Source organism: Streptosporangium sp. NBC_01639, assembly GCF_045209755.1.
In the GTDB taxonomy this organism is placed as follows: Bacteria; Actinomycetota; Actinomycetes; order Streptosporangiales; family Streptosporangiaceae; genus Streptosporangium.
This window is the reverse complement of the sequence record NZ_CP109272.1, coordinates 2,957,087-2,976,831: the sequence shown is the minus strand read 5'-3', so window position 1 is coordinate 2,976,831 and position 19,745 is coordinate 2,957,087. Positions and strand designations below refer to the sequence as shown.

Annotated in this window: 17 protein-coding genes; 5 read left to right on the top strand and 12 right to left on the bottom strand. The window is 70.6% G+C overall.

Annotated elements, in window-relative coordinates; genetic code table 11:
* Positions 1 to 158 precede the first annotated feature (158 nt).
* Positions 159 to 803 (bottom strand): LysE family translocator, encoded by a 645-nt coding sequence (locus OHA77_RS13310; RefSeq protein ID WP_406318353.1) that lies wholly within the window; start codon positions 801 to 803, stop codon positions 159 to 161.
* Between the two features lie 189 nt (positions 804 to 992).
* On the opposite strand from OHA77_RS13310, the gene OHA77_RS13305 reads away from it, so the two are divergent.
* Entirely contained in the window at positions 993 to 1,505 is a 513-nt protein-coding gene (locus OHA77_RS13305; RefSeq protein ID WP_406318351.1) for an AAA family ATPase, read from the top strand.
* Positions 1,506 to 1,561: 56 nt separating this feature from the next.
* On the opposite strand, the gene OHA77_RS13300 is transcribed toward OHA77_RS13305, so the two are convergent.
* Both OHA77_RS13300 and OHA77_RS13295 read right to left on the bottom strand, forming a co-directional pair.
* Complete coding sequence (locus tag OHA77_RS13300) at positions 1,562 to 1,804, bottom strand: ribbon-helix-helix protein, CopG family (RefSeq protein ID WP_406318350.1); 243 nt, start codon at positions 1,802 to 1,804, stop codon at positions 1,562 to 1,564.
* 35 nt (positions 1,805 to 1,839) lie between these two features.
* Positions 1,840 to 2,769, bottom strand: coding sequence for a LysR family transcriptional regulator (locus tag OHA77_RS13295; protein WP_406318348.1), 930 nt, complete (start codon positions 2,767 to 2,769; stop codon positions 1,840 to 1,842).
* A 74-nt stretch (positions 2,770 to 2,843) separates the two neighbouring features.
* Here OHA77_RS13295 and OHA77_RS13290 point away from each other — a divergent pair, with 74 nt between their 5' ends.
* Positions 2,844 to 3,368 (top strand): cysteine dioxygenase family protein, encoded by a 525-nt coding sequence (locus OHA77_RS13290; RefSeq protein ID WP_326820326.1) that lies wholly within the window; start codon positions 2,844 to 2,846, stop codon positions 3,366 to 3,368.
* A 121-nt stretch (positions 3,369 to 3,489) separates the two neighbouring features.
* Here the strand turns inward: OHA77_RS13290 and OHA77_RS13285 are convergent, their stop codons facing one another.
* The 8 genes from OHA77_RS13285 to OHA77_RS13250 all read right to left on the bottom strand — a co-directional run bounded on the left by OHA77_RS13285 (position 3,490) and on the right by OHA77_RS13250 (position 14,047).
* On the bottom strand, positions 3,490 to 4,236 hold the full coding sequence (locus OHA77_RS13285) for a PspA/IM30 family protein (RefSeq protein WP_406318346.1): 747 nt from the start codon (positions 4,234 to 4,236) through the stop codon (positions 3,490 to 3,492).
* Between the two features lie 10 nt (positions 4,237 to 4,246).
* A complete protein-coding gene (locus tag OHA77_RS13280; protein ID WP_406318344.1) occupies positions 4,247 to 4,981 on the bottom strand; it encodes a hypothetical protein in 735 nt (244 codons plus the stop codon).
* A complete protein-coding gene (locus OHA77_RS13275; RefSeq protein ID WP_406318343.1) occupies positions 4,981 to 6,798 on the bottom strand; it encodes an extracellular solute-binding protein in 1,818 nt (605 codons plus the stop codon). Before OHA77_RS13275 ends, OHA77_RS13280 begins: the two co-directional genes overlap by 1 nt.
* 74 nt (positions 6,799 to 6,872) lie before the next feature.
* Positions 6,873 to 8,660: a substrate-binding and VWA domain-containing protein gene (locus OHA77_RS13270; protein ID WP_406318341.1), complete on the bottom strand. Its 1,788-nt coding sequence runs from the start codon at positions 8,658 to 8,660 to the stop codon at positions 6,873 to 6,875.
* An 83-nt stretch (positions 8,661 to 8,743) separates the two neighbouring features.
* Positions 8,744 to 9,487 (bottom strand): TetR/AcrR family transcriptional regulator, encoded by a 744-nt coding sequence (locus OHA77_RS13265; RefSeq protein ID WP_406318339.1) that lies wholly within the window; start codon positions 9,485 to 9,487, stop codon positions 8,744 to 8,746.
* 16 nt (positions 9,488 to 9,503) lie between these two features.
* Positions 9,504 to 11,783 (bottom strand): YhgE/Pip family protein, encoded by a 2,280-nt coding sequence (locus OHA77_RS13260; RefSeq protein WP_406318338.1) that lies wholly within the window; start codon positions 11,781 to 11,783, stop codon positions 9,504 to 9,506.
* Positions 11,780 to 12,496: an ATP-binding cassette domain-containing protein gene (locus tag OHA77_RS13255; RefSeq protein WP_406318337.1), complete on the bottom strand. Its 717-nt coding sequence runs from the start codon at positions 12,494 to 12,496 to the stop codon at positions 11,780 to 11,782. Before OHA77_RS13255 ends, OHA77_RS13260 begins: the two co-directional genes overlap by 4 nt.
* A gap of 204 nt (positions 12,497 to 12,700) precedes the next feature.
* Positions 12,701 to 14,047, bottom strand: a complete 1,347-nt coding sequence (locus OHA77_RS13250) for a M20/M25/M40 family metallo-hydrolase (protein WP_406318336.1) — start codon at positions 14,045 to 14,047, stop codon at positions 12,701 to 12,703.
* Between the two features lie 281 nt (positions 14,048 to 14,328).
* On the opposite strand from OHA77_RS13250, the gene OHA77_RS13245 reads away from it, so the two are divergent.
* On the top strand, positions 14,329 to 15,723 hold the full coding sequence (locus OHA77_RS13245; RefSeq protein ID WP_406318334.1) for an aspartate aminotransferase family protein: 1,395 nt from the start codon (positions 14,329 to 14,331) through the stop codon (positions 15,721 to 15,723).
* A gap of 115 nt (positions 15,724 to 15,838) precedes the next feature.
* Positions 15,839 to 16,954: an alanine dehydrogenase gene (gene ald / locus OHA77_RS13240; RefSeq protein WP_326820336.1), complete on the top strand. Its 1,116-nt coding sequence runs from the start codon at positions 15,839 to 15,841 to the stop codon at positions 16,952 to 16,954.
* Positions 16,955 to 17,008: 54 nt separating this feature from the next.
* Here ald and OHA77_RS13235 read toward each other — a convergent pair whose 3' ends face one another.
* Complete coding sequence (locus tag OHA77_RS13235) at positions 17,009 to 17,632, bottom strand: Uma2 family endonuclease (RefSeq protein WP_406318332.1); 624 nt, start codon at positions 17,630 to 17,632, stop codon at positions 17,009 to 17,011.
* Between the two features lie 341 nt (positions 17,633 to 17,973).
* Here OHA77_RS13235 and ggt point away from each other — a divergent pair, with 341 nt between their 5' ends.
* On the top strand, positions 17,974 to 19,734 hold the full coding sequence (gene ggt / locus OHA77_RS13230) for a gamma-glutamyltransferase (protein ID WP_406318331.1): 1,761 nt from the start codon (positions 17,974 to 17,976) through the stop codon (positions 19,732 to 19,734).
* Positions 19,735 to 19,745 lie beyond the last annotated feature (11 nt).

Genomic DNA, 19,745 nt, shown 5'->3' with positions numbered 1-19,745 from the left:
GTCCCCGATTGCCTGGACGATACGGGCGGTTTTGCGACGTAGTCAATTTTTTTCACGTAAAGAGTCAATGGTGGAGTTATTCTTTACCAACTCCTCTTACCTGCGAAAACGCAAAAACGGGCGCCCGTGGGGCACCCGTTTCGGTTGGCTGGAGGCGGTTATGCCTTGGCGGCGGCGCTCTCACCGGTGAACGCGGCCACGGCGCCCAGGCCGAGGTAGACCACACCGCTGGTGACGTCCAGCCGGCGGCGGGCGCGGGCGGAGCGGCGCAGCCGACCGGCCATGGCCGAGGCGAGCAGCGCGAAGGCGCCGTCGCTGGCCATGCCGAGCGCGATCCAGACCATGCCCAGCAGCAGGATCTGCGGGGCGATCGGCCCCCTGGAGGGGTCGGTGAAATGCGGCAGGAAGGCCAGGAAGAAGATCGCGGTCTTCGGGTTGAGCACGTTGACCACGAAGCCCTCCCAGAACATCCGGGACCGGGTCGCGACCACCGGTTCGGCCGCCTCGGTGTCGTCCGGGCGAGCCATCAGCTTCCGGATGCCCAGCCAGATCAGATAGGCCGCACCCGCGTACTTGACCACGGCGAACGCGGTCGCCGAGGCGGCCAGCAGGGCGCTGACGCCGAGGGCGGCGGCGGCCACGTGGACCACGGAACCGAGATGGATGCCCAGCACGGACACCAGCCCGGCACCGCGGCCCTGGGCGACGCTGCGGGTCACGATGTAGAGCACCGCGGGGCCCGGTACGAGCAGCAGGGCGAGCGTCGCGGCGGCGAACAGCGCAAGTGTTGTCAGGTCCGGCATGTCAGGATCGTAGGCTCACCCGACCTCTGCCCGCTCCGGGTTTTCCGGGGCGAGGATCCTGGTGAGCGTTTCGAAATGAGAGCGGTGTGACGGCGGCCTGGGTCGGGTGGACATCGCGCCGTGGGCCGACAGTCATCGAGATCTTCTCGGCACCGGATGACGGTGGATCCGTATGGCAGTGTTCCGACCATGTTGATCGTGATGAGCGGCCTGCCCGGCGCCGGTAAGAGTTCCGTGGCCCAGGAACTGGGCCGTCTGCTGCCGGCGCCGGTGCTGTCGGTCGACCCGGTGGAGGCCGCGATATGGCGAGCGGGAGTCGACCGCCGCCAGCCGACCGGACTGGCGGCCTATGTCGTGGTGGAGGCGCTCGCCTCCGACGTTCTCGCACTCGGACAGACGGTCATCGTCGACGCGGTGAACGACGCGAGGGCGGCACGGGAGCAGTGGCGCGGCCTTGCCCTCCGCCGGAACGTGGTGCTGCGCCACATCGAAGTGACCTGCTCCGACCAAAGTCTGCACCGGCGACGGCTTGAAAGCCGGCAGCGCGACATCGATGGTTTCGTCGAACCGGCCTGGGCGTCGGTGGAGGCGCGCCGCGCGAACTTCGATGCCTGGGATGAGGATCGTCTCGTGCTCGACTCCGTCGCTCCGCTGCCCGGCAACGTACGGATCGCCATGGCCCACCTCCGTGGGGCTCGCTGAAATCCTCTATCCGTTGTCGAACGTGGCACAAAAGGCAAGGGCGGCAGCCACGACGATCAACGGCGCGCTACCCGTTCTTTGATGTGCTCGTAAATCCTGTCGTCCATGGCCTCGGCGGTCAGGGGGCGCCCGCTGTTGAAAACGGGTAGTGCTCGGGCCTGGCTGGGGCGCGCCGAGTTGTCGAGCAACATCGCGATGCCCCGCCGGATGAGCTCGGCCTTACTGACCCCTGTGGCCGCGGCCTCGGCGTCCAACCGCACCTCAAGCTCTTCCGGGAGATAGACGGTTGTTTTCACCATGCCTTGTATGGTGCCATCCGCCATATGCGCCATGCTCAGATCGATGTCGGCGCCTCATCGAGGTCTCCCTGTTCCGGCGTGGACCTCGGCTGCCGGAGACCGGGTCGGATCGCCGAGGTCAGGGCGGTCAGCAGGGCGGTGGTCGCCGGGGGGACGGGGGGCCCGCCGTAGGTGGCGGCGTAGACCTGGCGGATCGAGCCGGGCAGTTCGACCGCGTTGACCTTCGGGTGGCGGTGGGCCCGCAGGGCGAGGCCGGGCAGAGTCGTCACTCCGATCCCCGCTGCCACCAGGGACTGCACGGCGACGATGTCGTCGGTGGTGAAGCAGATCTCCGGCTCGAATCCGGCCCGGCCGCACAGGTCGAGCAGGTGGCTCCGGCATCGGTCGCAGCCACCGATCCAGCGGCTGTCGCGGTGCGACGCGAGGGTGCCGGTCCGGCCGGAGGTGACCAGGTAGCTGGGGTCGTCCATCAGGTGGAGCAGCCGGATGCCGTCGTCCTCCGGTTCGGTGTCGTCGTAACGGAAGACCACGGCCACGTCCACGTAGCCGGCGCGGAGCATGCGCAGGGCCTCGGGCGGTTCGGTCTCGGTCAGGCGCAGCTCCAGGCCGGGGTGGTCCCTGGCGAGCCGGGCGGCGGCCTCCGGAACGAACGTGCTCAGGGCCGAGGGGAAGGCGGCCAGCCGGGCCCGGCCCGCGCGCAGCCCCACGTGCGCGGAGAGCTCGGCCGAGGCGGAGTCGATGCGCCCGATGATCTCGGTGGCCCGTTCCGCCAGCATCCGGCCCGCTTCGGTGAGCCGGATGCCCCGGCCCACCCGCTGGATCAGCTTGGCTCCGGTCTCGGCCTCAAGCTTGGCCAGGTGGTGGCTGACCGAGGGCTGGGAGTAGTGCAGCTCCCGGGCCGCCGCGGTGACCGATCCGTGCCGGGCGACGGCGGCGAGCACGCGGAGCCGTACAACATCGAGCATGTATCAAGGTTATCTATGAATAAGCGGGGGGATAGGCATTAGACGTTATGGATGGCCCGGCGCACCCTGGACGTATGGAAACCACGACACTCACCCGCCCCGGTCTGGCGGAACTGGTCACCGGGGTCCGGGAGCTGACCGGCCGGTCCACCGCTCCGAGGACGACGGCCTTCGCCGTGGCCGACCTGCTGCGTGAGCGGCTGCCCTCCCCGGAGATCCTCACCGAGGAGGAACGTCTCGGAGACCCCGCCCACTACGTCGGCCACACCCTCCACACCGAGGCGGCCTTCTCGATCCTCGCCGTGGTCTGGCGGCCCGGCCAGGAGACCGTGATCCACGACCACATCGCGTGGTGCGCGTTCGGGGTCCTGCAGGGGGTCGAGTACGAGACGCTCTACCGCCTCGACGGCGACCACCTGACGGAGATCGGCCGGACGGCCGGCCAGGTGGGAGAGGTCAGCGGCTTCGCCCCGCCCGGAGACATCCACCGGGTGCGCAACATCGGCGACGACACGGCGATCTCCCTGCACATCTACGGCGCCGACCTCGGCACCGCCCCGAGCAGCGTCCGCCGCGTCTACGACCTGCCCGTCCGCTGAGCTCCACGCCCGGTCGGTCAGCGGTCGGCCGGCCGGATGCGAAATGCGGTGCGCCCACGGGTAAGGGGCTCGATCGCCCGGAGGCCGCGCCGGTCGAGCAGTATCGTGATGCTCCCCCGGATCAGCTCTCGATCCCGGGCTTCCTGTCCCGGTTGAGGCTCTCCTTGATGGCCTCCAGGCGGGCGGCGCCCTCGACGTCGATGGCGGCGCGCTCGACCTCGATCATCCGGGCCTCCACCGAGTTGGAGGTCAGCTCGGCCTCACCGAGGGCGCGGGCGTAGCGCTTCTCGATCTTCTCGCGGACCTGGTTCATGGTCGGGGTGTCCCCGGCGGGAGCGAGCCCGGACAGGTCGCCCATGGCCTTGTTGAGCTGCTCCTGCATCTTGGCCTGGTCGAGCTGGGAGAGCAGGCGCATCCGCTCGGCGATCTTTTTCTGCAGGGCCATGGCGTTGTTCTCGACCGCCGCGCGGGCCTGGGCCGAGGACTGCCTGGCCCGCTCGTGCATCAACTGGGCGTCCTGCATCGCGGTCTCGGCCGCCACCAGCCGGGAGGCGAAGGCGCGGGCCGAGTCCTCGTAGGACAGCGCCTTGCGCTCGTCGCCGGCGGCCCTCGCCTGCTCGGCCAGCAGGACGGCCTGGCGGGCGTTGGCCTGGAGCTTCTCGGTCTCCTCCAGCGAGCGGGTGAGTTTCATCTCCAGCTCGCGCTCGTTGCCGATGACCGCGGCGGCCTGCTGGGAGAGCCGCTGGTGCTGCTCCTTGGCCTCCTGGATGGCCTGCTCGATCTGGACCCGGGGGTCGGCCAGCTCGTCCAGCCGGCCGGACAGGGCGAAGACCAGGTAGCGCCAGGCCCTGCGGATGACCTTGAACATGGGGGGCTCCTTAGCGATCCAGCGCGTCGCGAGTGATCTGTTCGGTTTCGTGCAGGCCCTGGCGGACCCCTTCGAGGTTGTCCGCGAGCTCGTCGAGCACCCGGGTCGGCTCCAGCGCCCCGGTCGCCGACATCGCCGACAGCTCCACCACCCGGGCGACGAGCTCCTCGATGCTGATCGTGCTCGACTCCATCCGGGCGAGCACCCGCTCCCTGGTCTCGGCGAGCCGGTCGGCCACGGCCTGCTGGGAGGCGAGCGAGGCGAGAGCGCGGTCGAGGTCACCGACCAGCTCCTTTTTCGCCCCCTTCCGGGCACGCGTCAGCCGCGCGTGCTCCTGCCTGAGCCGGTCGAGGTCGAACCGGGCGAGCGCGGTGCCGGTCAGCGAGGCCTGCTCGGCCAGGCGCTCCAGGGTGGCCGTCGAGTCGTCCACCTGGGGGCGCATCAGCGCGATCCGCTCGGCCAGCGGGCCGTGCCCCATGGAGGCGCTCAGCTCACCGAAACCGCGCGCGGCCGAACCGGCCCGCCGCAGCCAGGAGGCCTCCTGGCTGCCCGGCGTGACGACCCGGGCGGTACGGCCGTCGCCCCGCCCCTGGACGGCGGCGGTGGCCGCCTTGGCCAGCCAGACGGCGACCCCGACGAGTCCGGCGGCGGCCGGGTGCACGCTGACCGCCCAGGCGGCGCCCCCAGCGGTCGCGCCGAGCAGCAGACCCCATGGGTCACGTAATTCATCGAAAAATCGTGACATCAGAAGTTGGATACCACCGCGGTGAACACCTGGTCGATACTTCCGGGTTTCCGGGAGTCGTAGGCGGCCGCGTCGGTCGTCTCGGAGATCTGCCGGAGCACCTCGAGATCGGCGTCCTGACCGTAGGCGATGGTGAACATCCGCACCGACTCCTCGGCCGACTCGGCGCGCAGGTCGGGCAGGAGGTTCGCCAGCGAGACGCTGTCGGTGTCCTCGTTCTTGCCGTCGGTCAGGAAGACCACCGCGTTGATCGCGTCACCGCTGTGCCGGTCGCGCACATGCCGGTAGGCGGCGAGCGAGGTGTCGTAGAGGCCGGTCCCGCCGTCGGGGGTCAGGCCGTTGATCCTGGCCTTCAGCCTTTTGCGCTGGGCGTCGTCCACGGTGCCCAGCGGAGCCAGCTCCAGGTGGTCCTTGTCGCCGTCCCGCTTGGTGGAGAACATCCACAGCCCGACCTTGTCGTGCGGCCCGAACTGGGGCAGCGCGTTGATCGCGGCCTGCTTGGCCAGGTCCAGCTTGCTCTCGCCGGTGCCGGGCACGTCGGCGCCCATCGAGCCGGAGACGTCGATCACCATGAGCACGTTCGCGGGCTTGCGCAGGTCGGACCAGCTGGAGAGCACCTTGTCCAGCACGTTGGGGGCGGGCGGGCTGAGCGTCGTCTCCGGCTCGGCGGGGAGCAGGCCGTTCGCCTTGGTGATCAGCTTGCCGGCCTTCCCCTCGTACGACCGGAAGGCCGCGTCGGCGAACCGCTGCTGCTGCTCCGGAGCCTGCAGGTAGGCCAGGAAGTCGGCGGCCACCTTGCGCTTGGCGTCGTCCACCCACGGCGCGGTCAGCACGGCGTAGGGGTTGTCGGAGGAGAGCGTGCCTTCTTTGGGGTAGATCGCCACCAACGGCACCTTCGGCTTGCCGTGCTTGCCCAGGGTGCCGGGGTCACCCGTCGGGTTGCCCTGGTTGTAGTCCCAGACCGACTTCTCCTCCACGGCCACCGCGGAGATGTAGCTCAGTCCCGCTCCCGCGTCGTCGGCCCGCTGCAGGTTCGACAGGAATGTCAGCGTCGTGTCGCCGTAGTGCACGATCGAGCGTTCCACGCCCCGCACAAACTCCCGGGCCCCGGCATCGGCCACGTTCCGCTCCGACAGGTCGCCGGAAAGGCCGGTGGCGGCGAAGTAGGCGCCGACGGTGGCGTTCAGGCCGCTGGTGGAGAAGTTGGGGTTGGTCTTGCCCAGCCGGAACCGGCCCCACTCCGGATGGTCGTACTTGGCCCAGGAACCGGCCGACAGGTCGAGCAGGTCGGACCAGCCGAGTTTCTTGCCCGGCCAGCCCAGCGCCTCGGCCATCGGCTTGGGCATCGCGATGACCAGGGGCGTCTTGGCGATCGACGGGTTCTCCGGCGCGATCAGGGAGCCGGTGTCGTTCCCGTTGGCACGCTGCTGGAGCAGGGTGACCCAGCCGCTGCTGGCCGGCGACCAGACGTCCGGCCGGGGCCCGTCCTGGCGCTCGTCCCAGCCGCGGGCGAGCGCCTGCATCGCCCCGCCGCTGGCCTTGGTCTCGACGACGACGTCGGCGCAGCGCCCGCCGACCTCCCGGCCGTTGTAGCCGGCCGCGAGCTCCCGGAGCAGCTCGGCCTTCTCCGACGACGCGGCCACGGTCAGGGTGGTCCCGCCGTCCCCGCAGGCCTTGGTCTGTTCCGCCCCCTGCCGCCGGGACGGCTCGGTGCCCCCCATGTACAGCCGCAGACCGACGATCAGCGCTCCGGCGAGAATGATCGCGATGACGAACGGGGCGAAGTTCCTGCGCCGTCGCTGCGGCTGCTCGTACAACCCGGCCTCCCGGTGGTGTCAGTACTTATCCGACGAACGAGCCCCTGCCGGAGTTCGCCGCTACCGGAAAGCGTTCAGAAGTTGGAGATCACGCTGGTGAAGACCTGGTCGATGGTGTCCGGCCGGGAGGAGTCGTAGGCGGCCCCGTCGGTGGCCTCGGCGATCTTCTTGAGCACGCTCTGGTCGGCGCCCTCGCCGTAGCCGATGGTGAACAGGCGCACGTCGGAGTTGAGCCTGCGGAGCAGGTTGTCCAGATCGCTCCCGCCGGTCTTCTCGTTCTTGCCGTCGGTGAGGAAGACCACCGCGTTGATCGCCCCGCTGTCCCTGGCTCCGCGCATCCGCTCGACGGCCGCCAGCGTGGTGTCGTAGAGGCCGGTGCCGCCCCCCACAGTCAGCCCGCCGAGCTGGTCGCGGAGCGCCTTTCCGGACTTCGCCACCGTGTCGATCGGGACCAGCTCCCGGTAGTCGAGGTCTCCGTCCTGCGCGGTGGAGAAGGCCCACAGGCCGACCTTGTCGTCCGCGCGGAACTGCGGCAGCGCGTTGATCGCCGCCTTCTTGGCCAGCTCCAGACGGGTCTCGCCGGTGCCCGTCGCCTCCTCCTCCATCGAACCGGACTTGTCCACCACGATCAGCACGTTGGCCCGCTTGCGCAGCTCCGACCAGCTCCGCAGCACCTTGTCCAGGACGGTCGGGGTGGGCGGGCTGAGCGTGGTGATCTTCGCGTCGGGGACGACGCCGTTCTTCTCGACGGCCTGCGGACCGGTCCTGCCGTCGAAGGTGCGGTAGCCGTACTCCTGGAACCTCGCCTGGACCGGGCCGCTGTGCAGGTAGGTCAGGAAGTCGTCGGAGACGGCCTTGCGGGCCTGGTCCATCCAGGTCAGCGGGACGTAGGGATGGTCGGAGAAGAGGGTGCCCTCCTTGGGGTTGACGGCGACGAGCGGGGTCCGCGGCGGGGCGTGCTCGCCCAGGGTGGCCGGGTTTCCCGAGGGGTTGCCCCGGTTGTAGTCGGTGACCGAGTTCTCCTCGACGGTGATCGCCGAGATGTAGGCCATCGCCTCGCCCCGGTCGTCGGCCCGCAGCAGGTTGCCCAGGAACGTCATGGAGATGTCGCCGTAGTGCACGATCGACTGCTCCACGCCCCGCACGAACGACCTGGTCCCGCTGTCGGCCACATCTCCCGAGGTCAGGTCGGAGGTGGTGCCGGTGGCGGCGAAGTAGGCGCCGATGGTGGCGTTCAGGCCGCTGGTGGAGAAGTTGGGGTTGGTCTTGCCGAGCTTGAACTGGCCCCACTCGGGGTGGCCGTACTTCGCCCACCCCTTCGGATCGGACGCCAGCCCGGCCAGCTCCGCCCAGCCGATCGCCTTGCCCGGCCAGCCCAGCGCCTCGGCCATCGGCTTGGGCATCGCGAAGACCAGCGGCGCGGTCACGACCGGGACGGGCTTGCCGTCGGCGACCGGCACGGTGCCGTCGACGCCTCCCGCCTGCTGACGCAGCAGCGTCACCCAGGCGGAGGCGGCGGGGGACCAGACGTCCGGCCGCTTTCCGTCGGTGTCCTTCCACCCCTTGGCCAGCGCTCGCATCGCGGTGCCCGAGTTGGCCTCGTCGATGACCACCTCGGCGCAGCGCCCGCCCACGGTCCGGCCGCTGTAGTCCTTGGCGACCTCGCGCAGGATCCAGATCTTGTCCTGGGAGGACGCCACCCGGAGCGTCACCGACTCACCCGAGCAGGCGCTGGTCCTGCCCTCCTCCCCTCCGCTGCGGCCGAAGAACCAGCGCAGTCCGGCGATCAGCGCGATGGCCAGGATCACGGCGAGGACGTAGGGCAGGACTCGCCGGCGGGGTCGTGCGGGGGAATAGGCCACCGGCTGATCGTAGGAAGAACCGAATTACCTGGACAAGGGGTAGGCCGTTTCCTGCGGACCCATCGCCCACCGGAGGAAACGGCCTAGCCGGACACCCGCCGGTGCAGGAGATCGACGAGGGTGGCGTGGAGCTGCTCGATCGGGCGGTCCGGATGCAGCGCCCGGCGTTCGATCGAGACGGTCAGCACCATGCCGAACACGGCCGTCGCCGCCGTATCCACATCCAGGTCCTCCCGGATCGCGCCCTCGGTCACGGCCCGCCCCAGCACACCGGCGTAGACGCCCAGCGCCTGCTCGCGCAGCCTGGCCACCGCGTCCTGCCAGGCCGTACGCCACATCTCGGCGAGCAGCACCCGGGCGAACGCGCCGTACTCCTCGAAGAACCGGAGCTGCGCCATGACCACCGAGTCGAGGGCGTCCAGCGCGGGCTGCCCGGTGTCCGCCTCGCCCAGCGCGCCGGCCAGCCGTGCTATCCCGTGTTCGAGCAGCGCGGCGAAGAGCGCCTCCTTGCTGCCGAAGTTGTAGAACACGGTGCCCTTGGCCACTCCGGCGCGTTCGGCGATCGCGTCCACCGTGGCGGCGGCGTATCCCTGCTCCGCGATCACCTCCACCGCCGCGGTGAACAGCCTGAGCCTCGTCTCGGCCCGGCGGCCGTCCCCCTTCTTCGCGCCCGCGCCGGCCTTCTTCGCGCCCGCGCCCGCGGCGCCGGCCCCCCGCCGGTCCCGCTCCGCGCCCGCGCCGGCTCCCCACCGGTCCCGCTCCGTGTCCGCATCGGTCTCCCGCCGGTCCCGCTCCGTGTCCGCGGCTCCGGTCCGCTCTTCCCTCATGTGAGGCAACCGTAGATCAGAGCGCCAGTTCGGGGTGGAGCCGCCGCATCGACCAGGTGCGTCCCCTGTGCACGGCGTAGCCGGTCAGGCTCAGGCCCACCGCGACGGTCAGGGCCAGCACCCCGCAGGCCTGCCAGGCCACGGTGAGGTCGCCGCCGCTGATCAGCCGGCGCAGCGCGCTGACCACCCAGCTCATCGGGAGCCATGGGGAGATGGTCTGGAAGAAGCCGGGCGAGGTCTCGATCGGGTAGGTCCCGGCCGACGAGGTGAGCTGGAGCATCAGCAGCGCCAGCACCACGACCCGGCCGGGGGGACCCAGCAGGGCGTTGACCGCCTGCACGACCGCCAGGAACGCCGCCGCGGTCAGCAGCAGGATCCCGGCGACCCCGGCCCAGTGCGCGGCCTCCATGCCGAGTCCGAACCTGATCACCGCCAGCAGTACGCCCACCTGCGCGGCGCCCAGCACCAGGCCCGGCAGCCAGCCCGCCACCGCGATCCGCCAGGCGGCGGCCGTACCGGCCAGGAGTCGGGGGTTGACCGGGCGCAGCACCATGTAGCTCACCATCGCGCCGACCCAGAGCGCCAGCGGGACGAAGAACGGCGCGAACCCGGTGCCGTAGTTGGGCACCTCGTTGAGGACCTGGCCGGCCAGCTTGACCGGCTCGCTCATCATGTCGCTGCGGTCCGCCCGCTCGCCCCTGCCGTAGTCCGGGATCTGCCGGGCCCCGTCTCCGAGCTTGTCGCTCAGTTCCGCCGACCCGTCGGTCAGCCTGCCGATGCCGGTGGTGAGCTCCCCGGCGCCCTCGTGCAGGCGGCCCACCCCGCTGTCCACCCGGGCCGCGCCGTCGCTCAGCTTGACGAGCCCGCCGCCCAGCCGGGACAGTCCCGAGGTGAGCTGGACGGAACCGTCACCGAGCCGGCCCAGCCCCGAGGTGAGCTTGCCGCCCGAGGCCGCCGCGTCACCGAGGCCCGCCTCGACCTTCGCCGATCCGTCGGCCAGCCTGCCCAGCCCCTCGTCCAACTCGTTGATCTTGTCCCTGGCCTGGCCGAGCCGCTGACCCGCGGTCGGCGCGATCTCCGCCGTGCGGTCCGCGATCTCCGCGATCCGCCGGGCGTCCCGCTGGAGCCGGGCCGCCGCGTCGCCACCGCCGCCGGAGGCGGCTTCCAGCCCGGCCGTCACCTCCTCGGTGGACTGGGCGAGGCGATCGGCGATGGACCGGAGCCGCGGGTCCGCGTCCGGGTTGCCGTCCAGCCAGTTCTGCAACTGCTGCGCCTGCTGCCGGGCCTGGCCCGCGCCCTGGCTGACCCCGCCGGGCAGCGCTCCGGCGCCGTCGGCGACCAGGGCCGCGCCGTGCTCGACGGCCTCGGCGAGCGACCGCAGCCGCGTGCCGTTCTCCTCCAGCACCGGGATGACCTGGTCGGCCACCTTGTTGAGTTTCGGCACCTGCGCGTGGACCTGGTCGTAGGCCTGCGCGTTGCCGTCGGCGACCTGCTTGGCGCCGCTCGTGAGCTTGGCCAGCCCCCGGCCCAGCTCGCGTGATCCGTCCTCCGCCTGGCCCAGGCCCCGGGTCAGTTCGTCCGCTCCGGCGGCCAGCTTGCCGGTGGCGGTGTCGGCGCTGCCCAGTCCCACGGCGAGCTGGTGGGTGCCGTCCTTGGCCTGGCCGAGGCCGCTGTTCAGGGTGGACGCGCCCCGGCCGGCCTCCGCCGTGCCGTCGTGGAGCTCGTCCGCGCCGTCCGCGGCCTTGGCGGTGGCGTCGTGCAGCTCCCCGAAAGAGACGAAGACGTTGTCCCAGTAGTCCTTCAGCGCGGTACGGCTCGCCGCGTCCTTGACCTCGGCGAACACCGCGTCGGAGATCGTGCCCATGATGTAGCTGCGGCCGGTGTCCACCCGCACGCCCAGCTCGGCGGGGGTCGGTGTGCCATCACCGGAGGGGGAGGCGAGCCGGGCGCTGAAGTCGGCGGGGATCGTCAGCGACAGGTAGAAGCTGCCGTCGTTCACCCCGGCGGCGGCCTGCCGGGCGTCGACGGTGTGCCAGCCGAGGATCTCGCGGTCCCGCAGCTCCTCGGCCAGCTCGCGGCCCGCGTCGACCGTCTTGCCGTCCACGGTCGCCGGCCGGTCCTCCACGACCAGCGCCACCGGGATGTTCGCCAGGTTGCCCTGCGGGTCCCAGAACGACCACAGGTACAGTCCGGCGTAGAGCAGCGGCAGCATCACCACGCCCGCCAGCGCCGCCCGGGTCAGCCGCGACCGGGTGAACCGCCGCAGCTCCAGCCTGCCCAGCCGCAACGATCTCATCGGTCGCCTTCCTTCTTCGCCGTCTTCGCCGTTTTCGCCTTCTCCGCCGGTACGGCGGCGCCCATGGCGCTCGGCGTGCCCACGGTGTCCGGGCCGGGTAGGTGGACCGCCGGTGTGAGACCGCTCTCCGTGCAGGAGGCGATGACGGTCAGCCCCAGGTCGCCGAGGTCCCTCAGCGTCGCCCAGAGCGCCTCCAGCCGGTCCCCGGTCAGGCCGGCCTCGACGTTGTCGAGGACCAGCAGCCCCGGCTCGTCGAGCAGCGCGAGCGCGATCCCGAGCCGTACCCGCTGCTCCCGGCCCAGGTCGCGGATCAGGGTGCGGTCGTCAGGAGACGGCTCCAGGCCGGCCAGAGCCAGTGCGTGTCCGGCCTGCGATCTCTGCCGGCCGCCCCAGCGCAGGCCCGGTGACCGCTCACGCAGGTGCTCACCGACCGACAGCGCCTTCTCCAGGTCGTTCACCCCGTCGAGAAGGCCGAGCGCGGCGACGCGCCGGATGCCCCGCGGCCTGCCGTACCGCCCGACGGTCAGCGTGCCCCCGGTCGGGTTCATCCGGCCGGCCAGGGTGAGCAGCAGGCTGGTCCGCCCGCTCCCGGCCTGCCCGGTGACGGCGGTCAGGCTGCCCGGCTCGGCCGCGACGACGACGTCGCGGTAGACCCACCCGTGCGCACCCCGCAGGGACAGACCGTCCGCACGCACCGCGACCCCCTGGAACACCGCACTCTCCGATTCTTAAACTGACCAGTCAGTACAAAAACTATCACGTCAGAAACCATCGGTGAGCGGTACCTCATGCATGGGTGCCCGGGCGGGAAGAACGCCTCATTCGAGAACGCCCGGTGCCGCCGGAAGCGGCCGGCGTCGACGGTGCCATCCGGCACTTGGCCGACGCCGGCGACTTCGCCCCCGACCAGAACGCCGCTAGAACGCCGCGGAGCCGTACTCCTGCAGGAAGAGCGCCTCCGCCACGGCCGTACGGCGGAGCTCCTCGATGTTGACCCGCTCGTTGGGCGCGTGGATCGAGGCGTCGTCGTCCTCGGCGCCGAAGAGCAGGATCGATGCGGCGGGGAACTGCTTGACGAGCGTGGAGACCAGCGGGATCGAGCCACCGGCGCCGACGTCGCGCGGCGGGCGGCCGAAGGCCCGCTCCATCGCCCGGTTCAGGGCGGCCCGGGCGGCCCCGCCGGAGTCGGCGAGGTAGCCGGAACCCAGCACGTAGTCGCCGACGTTCACTTCGACGCCCCAAGGGGCGACCTGCCTGAGGTAGTCGACGACGGCGTCCACGGTCGTCTTCGGGTCACCCGCCGGAGGCACGCGCACGGTCACCCGGGCTCGCGCGAGCGCCTGGACCGCGTTGATGGCACCGGAGACGGTCGGCACGTCCAGGCCGGTGACCGTGATGGCGTAGGAGGCCCACAGGCGGTCGGCCAGCGTGCCGGAACCGACCAGGGAGACGCCGTCGAGCACACCCGCGGTCGCCCGGAACTCCTCCTCTGAGGGGCCGGAGCCGAGGAAGGCGCCACGCGGCAGGCCCGGCACCCGGATGTCGCCGTGGTCGTCGTGCAAGGTGGCCAGCATGCGGATCAGCGCCGCGAGGGCGTCCGGGGCGCCGCCGCCGAACGAACCGCTGTGCAGCGACTCCTTCAGGGTGCGCACCTCGACGGTGAAGGCGCCCATGCCGCGCAGCGAGGTGGTCACCGCCGGGTCGCCCACCGCGGGGTTGCCGGTGTCGGCGACGACGATCGCGTCGGCGCGGAGCAGTTCGGGGTTCCGCTCGACGAAGGCCTCAAGGCGCTCCCCGGCGTACTCCTCCTGGCCTTCGACGATCACCTTGACTCCCACCGGGAAGTTTCCCCGGAAGGCGCGGAGCGCGGCGACGTGGGAGATGACACCGGACTTGTCGTCGGCGGCGCCACGGCCGTAGATGGCTCCGTCGATCTCCGTCGGCTCGAAGGCCGGGGTGCGCCACAGCGCGGGGTCGCCCGCGGGCTGGACGTCGTAGTGCGCGTAGAGCAGCACGGTCGGCGCGCCGGGCGGGGCCGGGGCCTCGGCGTAGACGGCGGGGAAGCTCCCCTCCACCGGGATCTGCCGGACGTGTGGCAACCCGGCGCTCCGCAACAGCTCCTCCGTCACCGCGGCAGCCGCGTGCACCGGCTCCTCGGGGTGGCCGGGGAAGGCCACGGAGGGGATGGCGACGAGCCGCTTGAGGTCTTCGACCGCCTGGGGCAGGCCCGCGGTGACGGCACCCTCGATCTCGTCAGGACTCACGGCGTTCCCTCGCATCTCACTAACAGGTCGTTCTATCTGATCACAGCCGCCTGGTGGCGGTGTCGCACCTTGATTGCAGCACATCCCGTTTCCAGCAGAGAGGGATGAGATGCGCCCGAAGTCCGGACACTCCCGGACTGCACAAGCGGATTTCGTTGTTGTTACATGGCGATTTTGCGGATTCCGAAGTTCTTGAACTCTATTGCCACGTTTTCACTTGGCAAGTCGTTCTTCTGGCATGCACACTGGGGAGAGCTTCAGACCATCGAGGGAAGATAGCAATGACCCACCCTGAAAACACCGACGTGGCATCGCTCATGCAGGCCGCCCAGGACAACCTGTGGATGCACTTCAGCCGGCACAGCTCCGAAAAGGGCGCCGAGATCCCGATGATCGTGCGGGGCGAGGGCGCATACGTCTACGACGTACACGGCAAGCGCTACCTGGACGGCCTCGCCGGACTGTTCGTGGTCCAGGCGGGTCACGGCCGTAGCGAGCTGGCCGAGGCCGCCGCCAAGCAGGCCCAGGAGCTGGCCTTCTTCCCACTCTGGTCCTACGCCCACCCCAAGGCCGTCGAGCTGGCCCAGCGGCTGGCCGCCGAGACCCCCGGCGACCTCAACCGCGTCTTCTTCACCACCGGCGGCGGCGAGGCCGTCGAGAGCGCGTGGAAGCTCGCCAAGCAGTACTTCAAGATCACCGGCAAGCCGCTCAAGCACAAGGTCATCAGCCGCCAGATCGCCTACCACGGTACCCCGCAGGGTGCCCTGTCGATCACCGGCATCCCCGCCTTCAAGCAGATGTTCGAGCCGCTGGTCCCGGGCTCGGTCCGGGTGCCGAACACCAACCACTACCGTGCCGACGAGATCACCGGCGTCCCCGGCATGACCCCGGAGCAGTACGGCTACTGGGCCGCCGAGCGCGTCGCCCGCGCCATCGAGATGGAGGGCCCGGACACCGTGGCCGCCGTCTTCGTCGAGCCGGTACAGAACGCCGGCGGCTGCTTCCCGCCGCCCCCCGGATACTTCCAGCGCCTGCGCGAGATCTGCGACGAGTACGACGTCCTGCTCGTCTCCGACGAGGTCATCTGCGCCTTCGGCCGCCTAGGCACCATGTTCGGCGGGCAGAAATTCGACTACGTCCCCGACATCATCACCTGCGCCAAGGGCATGACCAGCGGTTACTCGCCGATCGGTGCCATGATCGCCTCGGACCGCCTGTTCGAGCCGTTCAGCAACGGCACCGAGATGTTCGCCCACGGCTACACCTTCGGCGGCCACCCCGTCTCCGCCGCGGTCGCCCTGGCCAACCTCGACCTGTTCGAGCGCGAGGACCTGCTCGGCCACGTGACCCGCAACGAGCCGGTCTTCCGCGCCACCCTTGAGGGCCTCCGTGACCTGCCGATCGTCGGCGACGTACGCGGCTCCGGTTACTTCTGGGGCATCGAACTCGTCAAGGACAAGCAGACCAAGGAGACCTTCGACGCGGACGAGTCCGAGCGCCTGCTCCGCGGCTTCCTGTCCAAGGCCCTCTACGACGCGGGCCTGTACTGCCGCGCCGACGACCGCGGCGACCCCGTGATCCAGCTCGCCCCGCCGCTCATCTGCGGTCCCAGGGAGTTCGACGAGATCGAGTCGATTCTCCGCTCCGTGCTGACGGAAGCGTGGACCCGGCTGTAGAGCACCGCCGTGCACGGCCCGCTCACCCGCGCCCGCCGTGCACGGCCGGCTCAAAGCCCGCCCCCCTGCCCGACCCGTGCTGTGACATCCCGTTGAAACTCCGAAAGGAACCCTAATGAAGATCGGCGTGCCTGCCGAGGTCAAGAACCACGAGTACCGCGTCGCCGCCACCCCGGCGGGCGTGCACGAACTGGTCCGCCACGGCCATGACGTCTACGTCCAGCGCGGCGCGGGCCTCGGCTCACACCTCCCCGACGAGGACTACCTGTTCGCCGGCGGCAAGATCCTCGACACCGCCGACGAGGTGTGGGGCGAAGCCGAGATGATCCTCAAGGTCAAGGAGCCGATCGCCGAGGAGTACCACCGCATGCGTGCCGGGCAGGTGCTCTTCACCTACCTGCACCTCGCGGCCGGCCGCGAGTGCACCGACGCCCTGCTCAGCCGGCAGGTCACCGGCATCGCCTACGAAACCGTCCAGGTCGGCAACACCCTGCCGCTGCTGGCCCCGATGTCCGAGGTCGCGGGCCGCCTCGCCCCGCAGGTCGGCGCCTACAACCTGATGCGCTTCAACGGCGGTCGCGGCATCCTGCCCGGCGGCGTGCCCGGCGTGGCCCCCGCCAAGGTCGTCGTCATCGGCGCCGGTGTCTCCGGCCTCAACGCGGCGCAGATCGCGGTCGGCATGGGCGCGGACGTCACGGTCCTCGACCTCAACATCGACCGCCTGCGGTTCATCGACGCCATCTACCAGGGCCGGCTGAAGACCCTCGTCTCGACCTCCTACGCGATCGAGAAGGAGGTCCTGGAGGCCGACCTGGTCATCGGCGCGGTGCTGATCCCGGGCGCCAAGGCCCCGACCCTCGTCTCCAACGAACTGGTCTCCCGCATGAAGCCGGGCTCCGTGCTCGTCGACATCGCCATCGACCAGGGCGGTTGCTTCGAGGACTCCCGCCCGACCACGCACGCCGAGCCGACCTACCAGGTCCACAACTCGATCTTCTACTGCGTGGCCAACATGCCGGGATCCGTCGCCAACACCTCCACCTACGCGCTGACCAACGCGACGCTGCCCTACGCGGTCAAGCTGGCCGGCCTGGGCTGGAAGTCGGCGCTCCAGCAGGACGCCGGGCTCGCGCTGGGCCTCAACACCCACGCGGGCAAGCTCACCAACGACCAGGTCGCACTCGCCCTCGACCTGCCGTCCGTGCCGGTCGCCGAGGTCATCGCCGCCTGACGGCCCGATCGACCGTCGCGTGCCCCGGACCCGTCGCGGGAACGGGGCACGCGCTCACGGATTGCCCAGCGCTTTTTCGAAGACCGAGGTCTCCAGGGTGAAGCCGACCGGGTCGGGCAGACGGAGCGGGCTGCCCACCGAGACGCGGGAGACGGTCTGGTACTCGCCGCCCTTCGGGTCGCTGAAAACGGTCACCGTGGCGGGTGCGGCGACCGGGTCGACCAGGAGCATCACGGGGACCAGGCCACCGGCGTACAGGTCGGGCTTCCTGTCACGGTCGTCGACGACGCTGCCGGGCGACACGACCTCGGCGACCATGATCAGGCCCGAGGAGAGCAGCTCGCGGTCGCCCCAGCGGGGGCAGTCGGCCGGAGCCAGCACGAAGTCCGGCTCGACCGGGTCGCGGGGCCCGTCGATGCAGACATCGACGTTTCCGCTGAAGCCGTCCCAGCCTCTCTCCTCAATGAGCGGAAGAAGCGCGCTGTACAGGCGCATTGCGATCCTGGCGTGCTCGGGGGTGCCTACCGGGCTCACTATCAGTCTCCCGTCGATGACTTCGGTGCGGAGCCCGGGCAACTGCGGAAGCGCATCGAAGAGCTCGCGTGCCGTACCGGGCAGGGGCTTGGACGCGGTCTCGGGGGATGGCCTCAGATCGGCGGCGTGCCGTCGCGATGTCATGAGCACGATTATGAGTTTCCCTTCGTGTCCTTGTGAACACGCTGAGTATCTCAAATGCGCCGTCGTGGAGTAGAGCTTCGGTAAAAACGCGGGGTCGGATTCGGCCGGGGCGGACCAGGCCGACTCATGGGCGATGACGACGAGCCGGGCGCGGCGGCTTGGCGCGGCCGGCGGATGTCCATCGGACCACGTCAGGACGGTGCTCGACGGCCGGCCGTACGGCCGGGGCGCCGTTGGAGCAGGAGTCGTCGCACCACCGGGGGTACCGGAGTGATCATCAGGGCGGGCAAGGTGCGACAATCTTGGACAAGTTGAAAAACAAGTGCTCCGTGGGAGGCTTTATGATCACTCGCCACCTGGCAGTGTCCGTCGCCGGGCTCTTAGCCGGCGGCTCCGTGCTCCTCGCACAGCCCGCTCTGGCGTCGCCACCGGATCAGGGGGGACCGGCGGACAAGAGGCCCGTCGCCGAGGGGTACGGCGGAGCGGTCTCGACGGTCGACCTGGATGCGAGCGAGGCCGCGCTGGGGGTGCTGCGCCGGGGCGGTAACGCGATGGACGCGGCGGTCGCGGCGGCGGCCACGCTGGGCGTGACGGAGCCCTACTCGGCGGGACTGGCCGGGGGCGGGTTCATGGTCTACTACGACGCCCGGCACAAGAAGGTCCACACGATCGACGGCAGGGAGACGGCGCCCCAGGCGATGACCGCGACCTCCCTGGAAGGCATCCCGTTCGACGACGCGGTCACCAGCGGGCTGTCGGCGGGAGTGCCGGGCAGCGTGGCGCAGTGGGAGCTGGCGCTGCGCCGGTTCGGCACCCTCTCACTCGGCCAGGCGCTCAAGCCCGCCATCAAGGTCGCATCCGAGGGCTTCACCGTCGACCAGACCTTCTACGACCAGACGGCCGCCAACGCGGCCCGGTTCAAGGACTTCACCTCCACCGCCAAGCTCTACCTTCCCGGCGGCGCCCCGCCGCCGGTCGGCTCCACCTTCCGCAACCCCGAGCTGGCCGACACCTACCGCCGGCTCGGCAAGGACGGCGGCGACTGGCTGTACGGCGGGCGGCTCGGCTCGGAGATCGTGGCCACGGTGAAGAAGCCGCCGCTCACCCCCGGCTCCACCCGCAACGTGCGGCCCGGCCTGATGGAGCTGTCCGACCTGGAGGCGTACCGGGCGATCGAACGGCAGCCCACGAAGTCGACCTACCTGGGCATGGACGTGTACGGCATGGCGCCGCCGTCCTCGGGCGGCTCCACGGTCGGTGAGGCGCTCAACATCCTGGAGGCGCTTCCCCAGGTCGGCATGCACGAGTATCTGGAGGCGTCCCGGCTCTCGTTCGCCGACCGGAACAAGTACGTCGGCGACATCCCGGGCGTGCCGCTGAAAGAGCTGCTGTCCGACGGGTTCGCCAAGGAGCGCGCCTGCCTGATCGGCGAGCGGGCGATGCCCAACCCGGCTCCGGCCGGAGAACCCGACGGCGGCTACGGGCCGTGCCAGCCCGCGTCTCCCGCACAGGAGAAGCCGACACAGCCCGAGGGCCCGGAGACCACCCACCTGGTCGTCACGGACCGCTGGGGCAACGTGGTCGCCTACAACATCACCATCGAGTCCACCGGCGGCAACGGCATCGTCGTCCCGGGCAGGGGCTTCCTGCTCAACAACGAGCTGACCGACTTCACCTTCGGTCCCGCGCTCGGCGACCCCAACCTCCCCGCGCCGGGTAAGCGCCCCCGGTCCTCGATGTCCCCGACGATCGTCCTGAAGGACGGGAAGCCGGTGCTCGCCGTGGGCTCGCCGGGCGGTTCCACGATCATCACCACCGTGCTGCAGATCCTGGTCAACCGCTGGGAGCTGGGCATGTCGCTGCCCGACGCGCTGGCCGCTCCCCGCGCCACCCAGCGCAACACCGCGCAGACCCAGGCCGAGCAGGGCTTCATCGACCGCTACGGTCCCGAGCTCACGTCCAAGGGGCACAGCTTCGCGCTGAATCCTGAGATCGGCGCGGCCACCGCCATCGAATTCCTCCGTCACGGAAGGCTCCAGGCCGTCGCCGAGCCCACCAGGAGGGGCGGCGGCAGCGCCCTGGTGGTGAGCGAGCGCCGTTAGCGCCGACTCCG

Excerpts from the sequence above, each read along its gene's own strand:
- OHA77_RS13260 (WP_406318338.1), bottom strand. The coding sequence starts at position 11,783 with ATGAGATCGTTGCGGCTGGGCAGGCTGGAGCTGCGGCGGTTCACCCGG.
- ggt (WP_406318331.1), top strand. The coding sequence starts at position 17,974 with ATGATCACTCGCCACCTGGCAGTGTCCGTCGCCGGGCTCTTAGCCGGC.
- OHA77_RS13245 (WP_406318334.1), top strand. The coding sequence starts at position 14,329 with ATGACCCACCCTGAAAACACCGACGTGGCATCGCTCATGCAGGCCGCC.
- OHA77_RS13265 (WP_406318339.1), bottom strand. The coding sequence starts at position 9,487 with ATGAGGGAAGAGCGGACCGGAGCCGCGGACACGGAGCGGGACCGGCGG.
- OHA77_RS13300 (WP_406318350.1), bottom strand. The coding sequence starts at position 1,804 with ATGGTGAAAACAACCGTCTATCTCCCGGAAGAGCTTGAGGTGCGGTTG.
- OHA77_RS13235 (WP_406318332.1), bottom strand. The coding sequence starts at position 17,632 with ATGACATCGCGACGGCACGCCGCCGATCTGAGGCCATCCCCCGAGACC.
- OHA77_RS13305 (WP_406318351.1), top strand. The coding sequence starts at position 993 with ATGTTGATCGTGATGAGCGGCCTGCCCGGCGCCGGTAAGAGTTCCGTG.
- OHA77_RS13290 (WP_326820326.1), top strand. The coding sequence starts at position 2,844 with ATGGAAACCACGACACTCACCCGCCCCGGTCTGGCGGAACTGGTCACC.
- OHA77_RS13280 (WP_406318344.1), bottom strand. The coding sequence starts at position 4,981 with ATGTCACGATTTTTCGATGAATTACGTGACCCATGGGGTCTGCTGCTC.
- OHA77_RS13310 (WP_406318353.1), bottom strand. The coding sequence starts at position 803 with ATGCCGGACCTGACAACACTTGCGCTGTTCGCCGCCGCGACGCTCGCC.
- OHA77_RS13285 (WP_406318346.1), bottom strand. The coding sequence starts at position 4,236 with ATGTTCAAGGTCATCCGCAGGGCCTGGCGCTACCTGGTCTTCGCCCTG.
- OHA77_RS13295 (WP_406318348.1), bottom strand. The coding sequence starts at position 2,769 with ATGCTCGATGTTGTACGGCTCCGCGTGCTCGCCGCCGTCGCCCGGCAC.
- ald (WP_326820336.1), top strand. The coding sequence starts at position 15,839 with ATGAAGATCGGCGTGCCTGCCGAGGTCAAGAACCACGAGTACCGCGTC.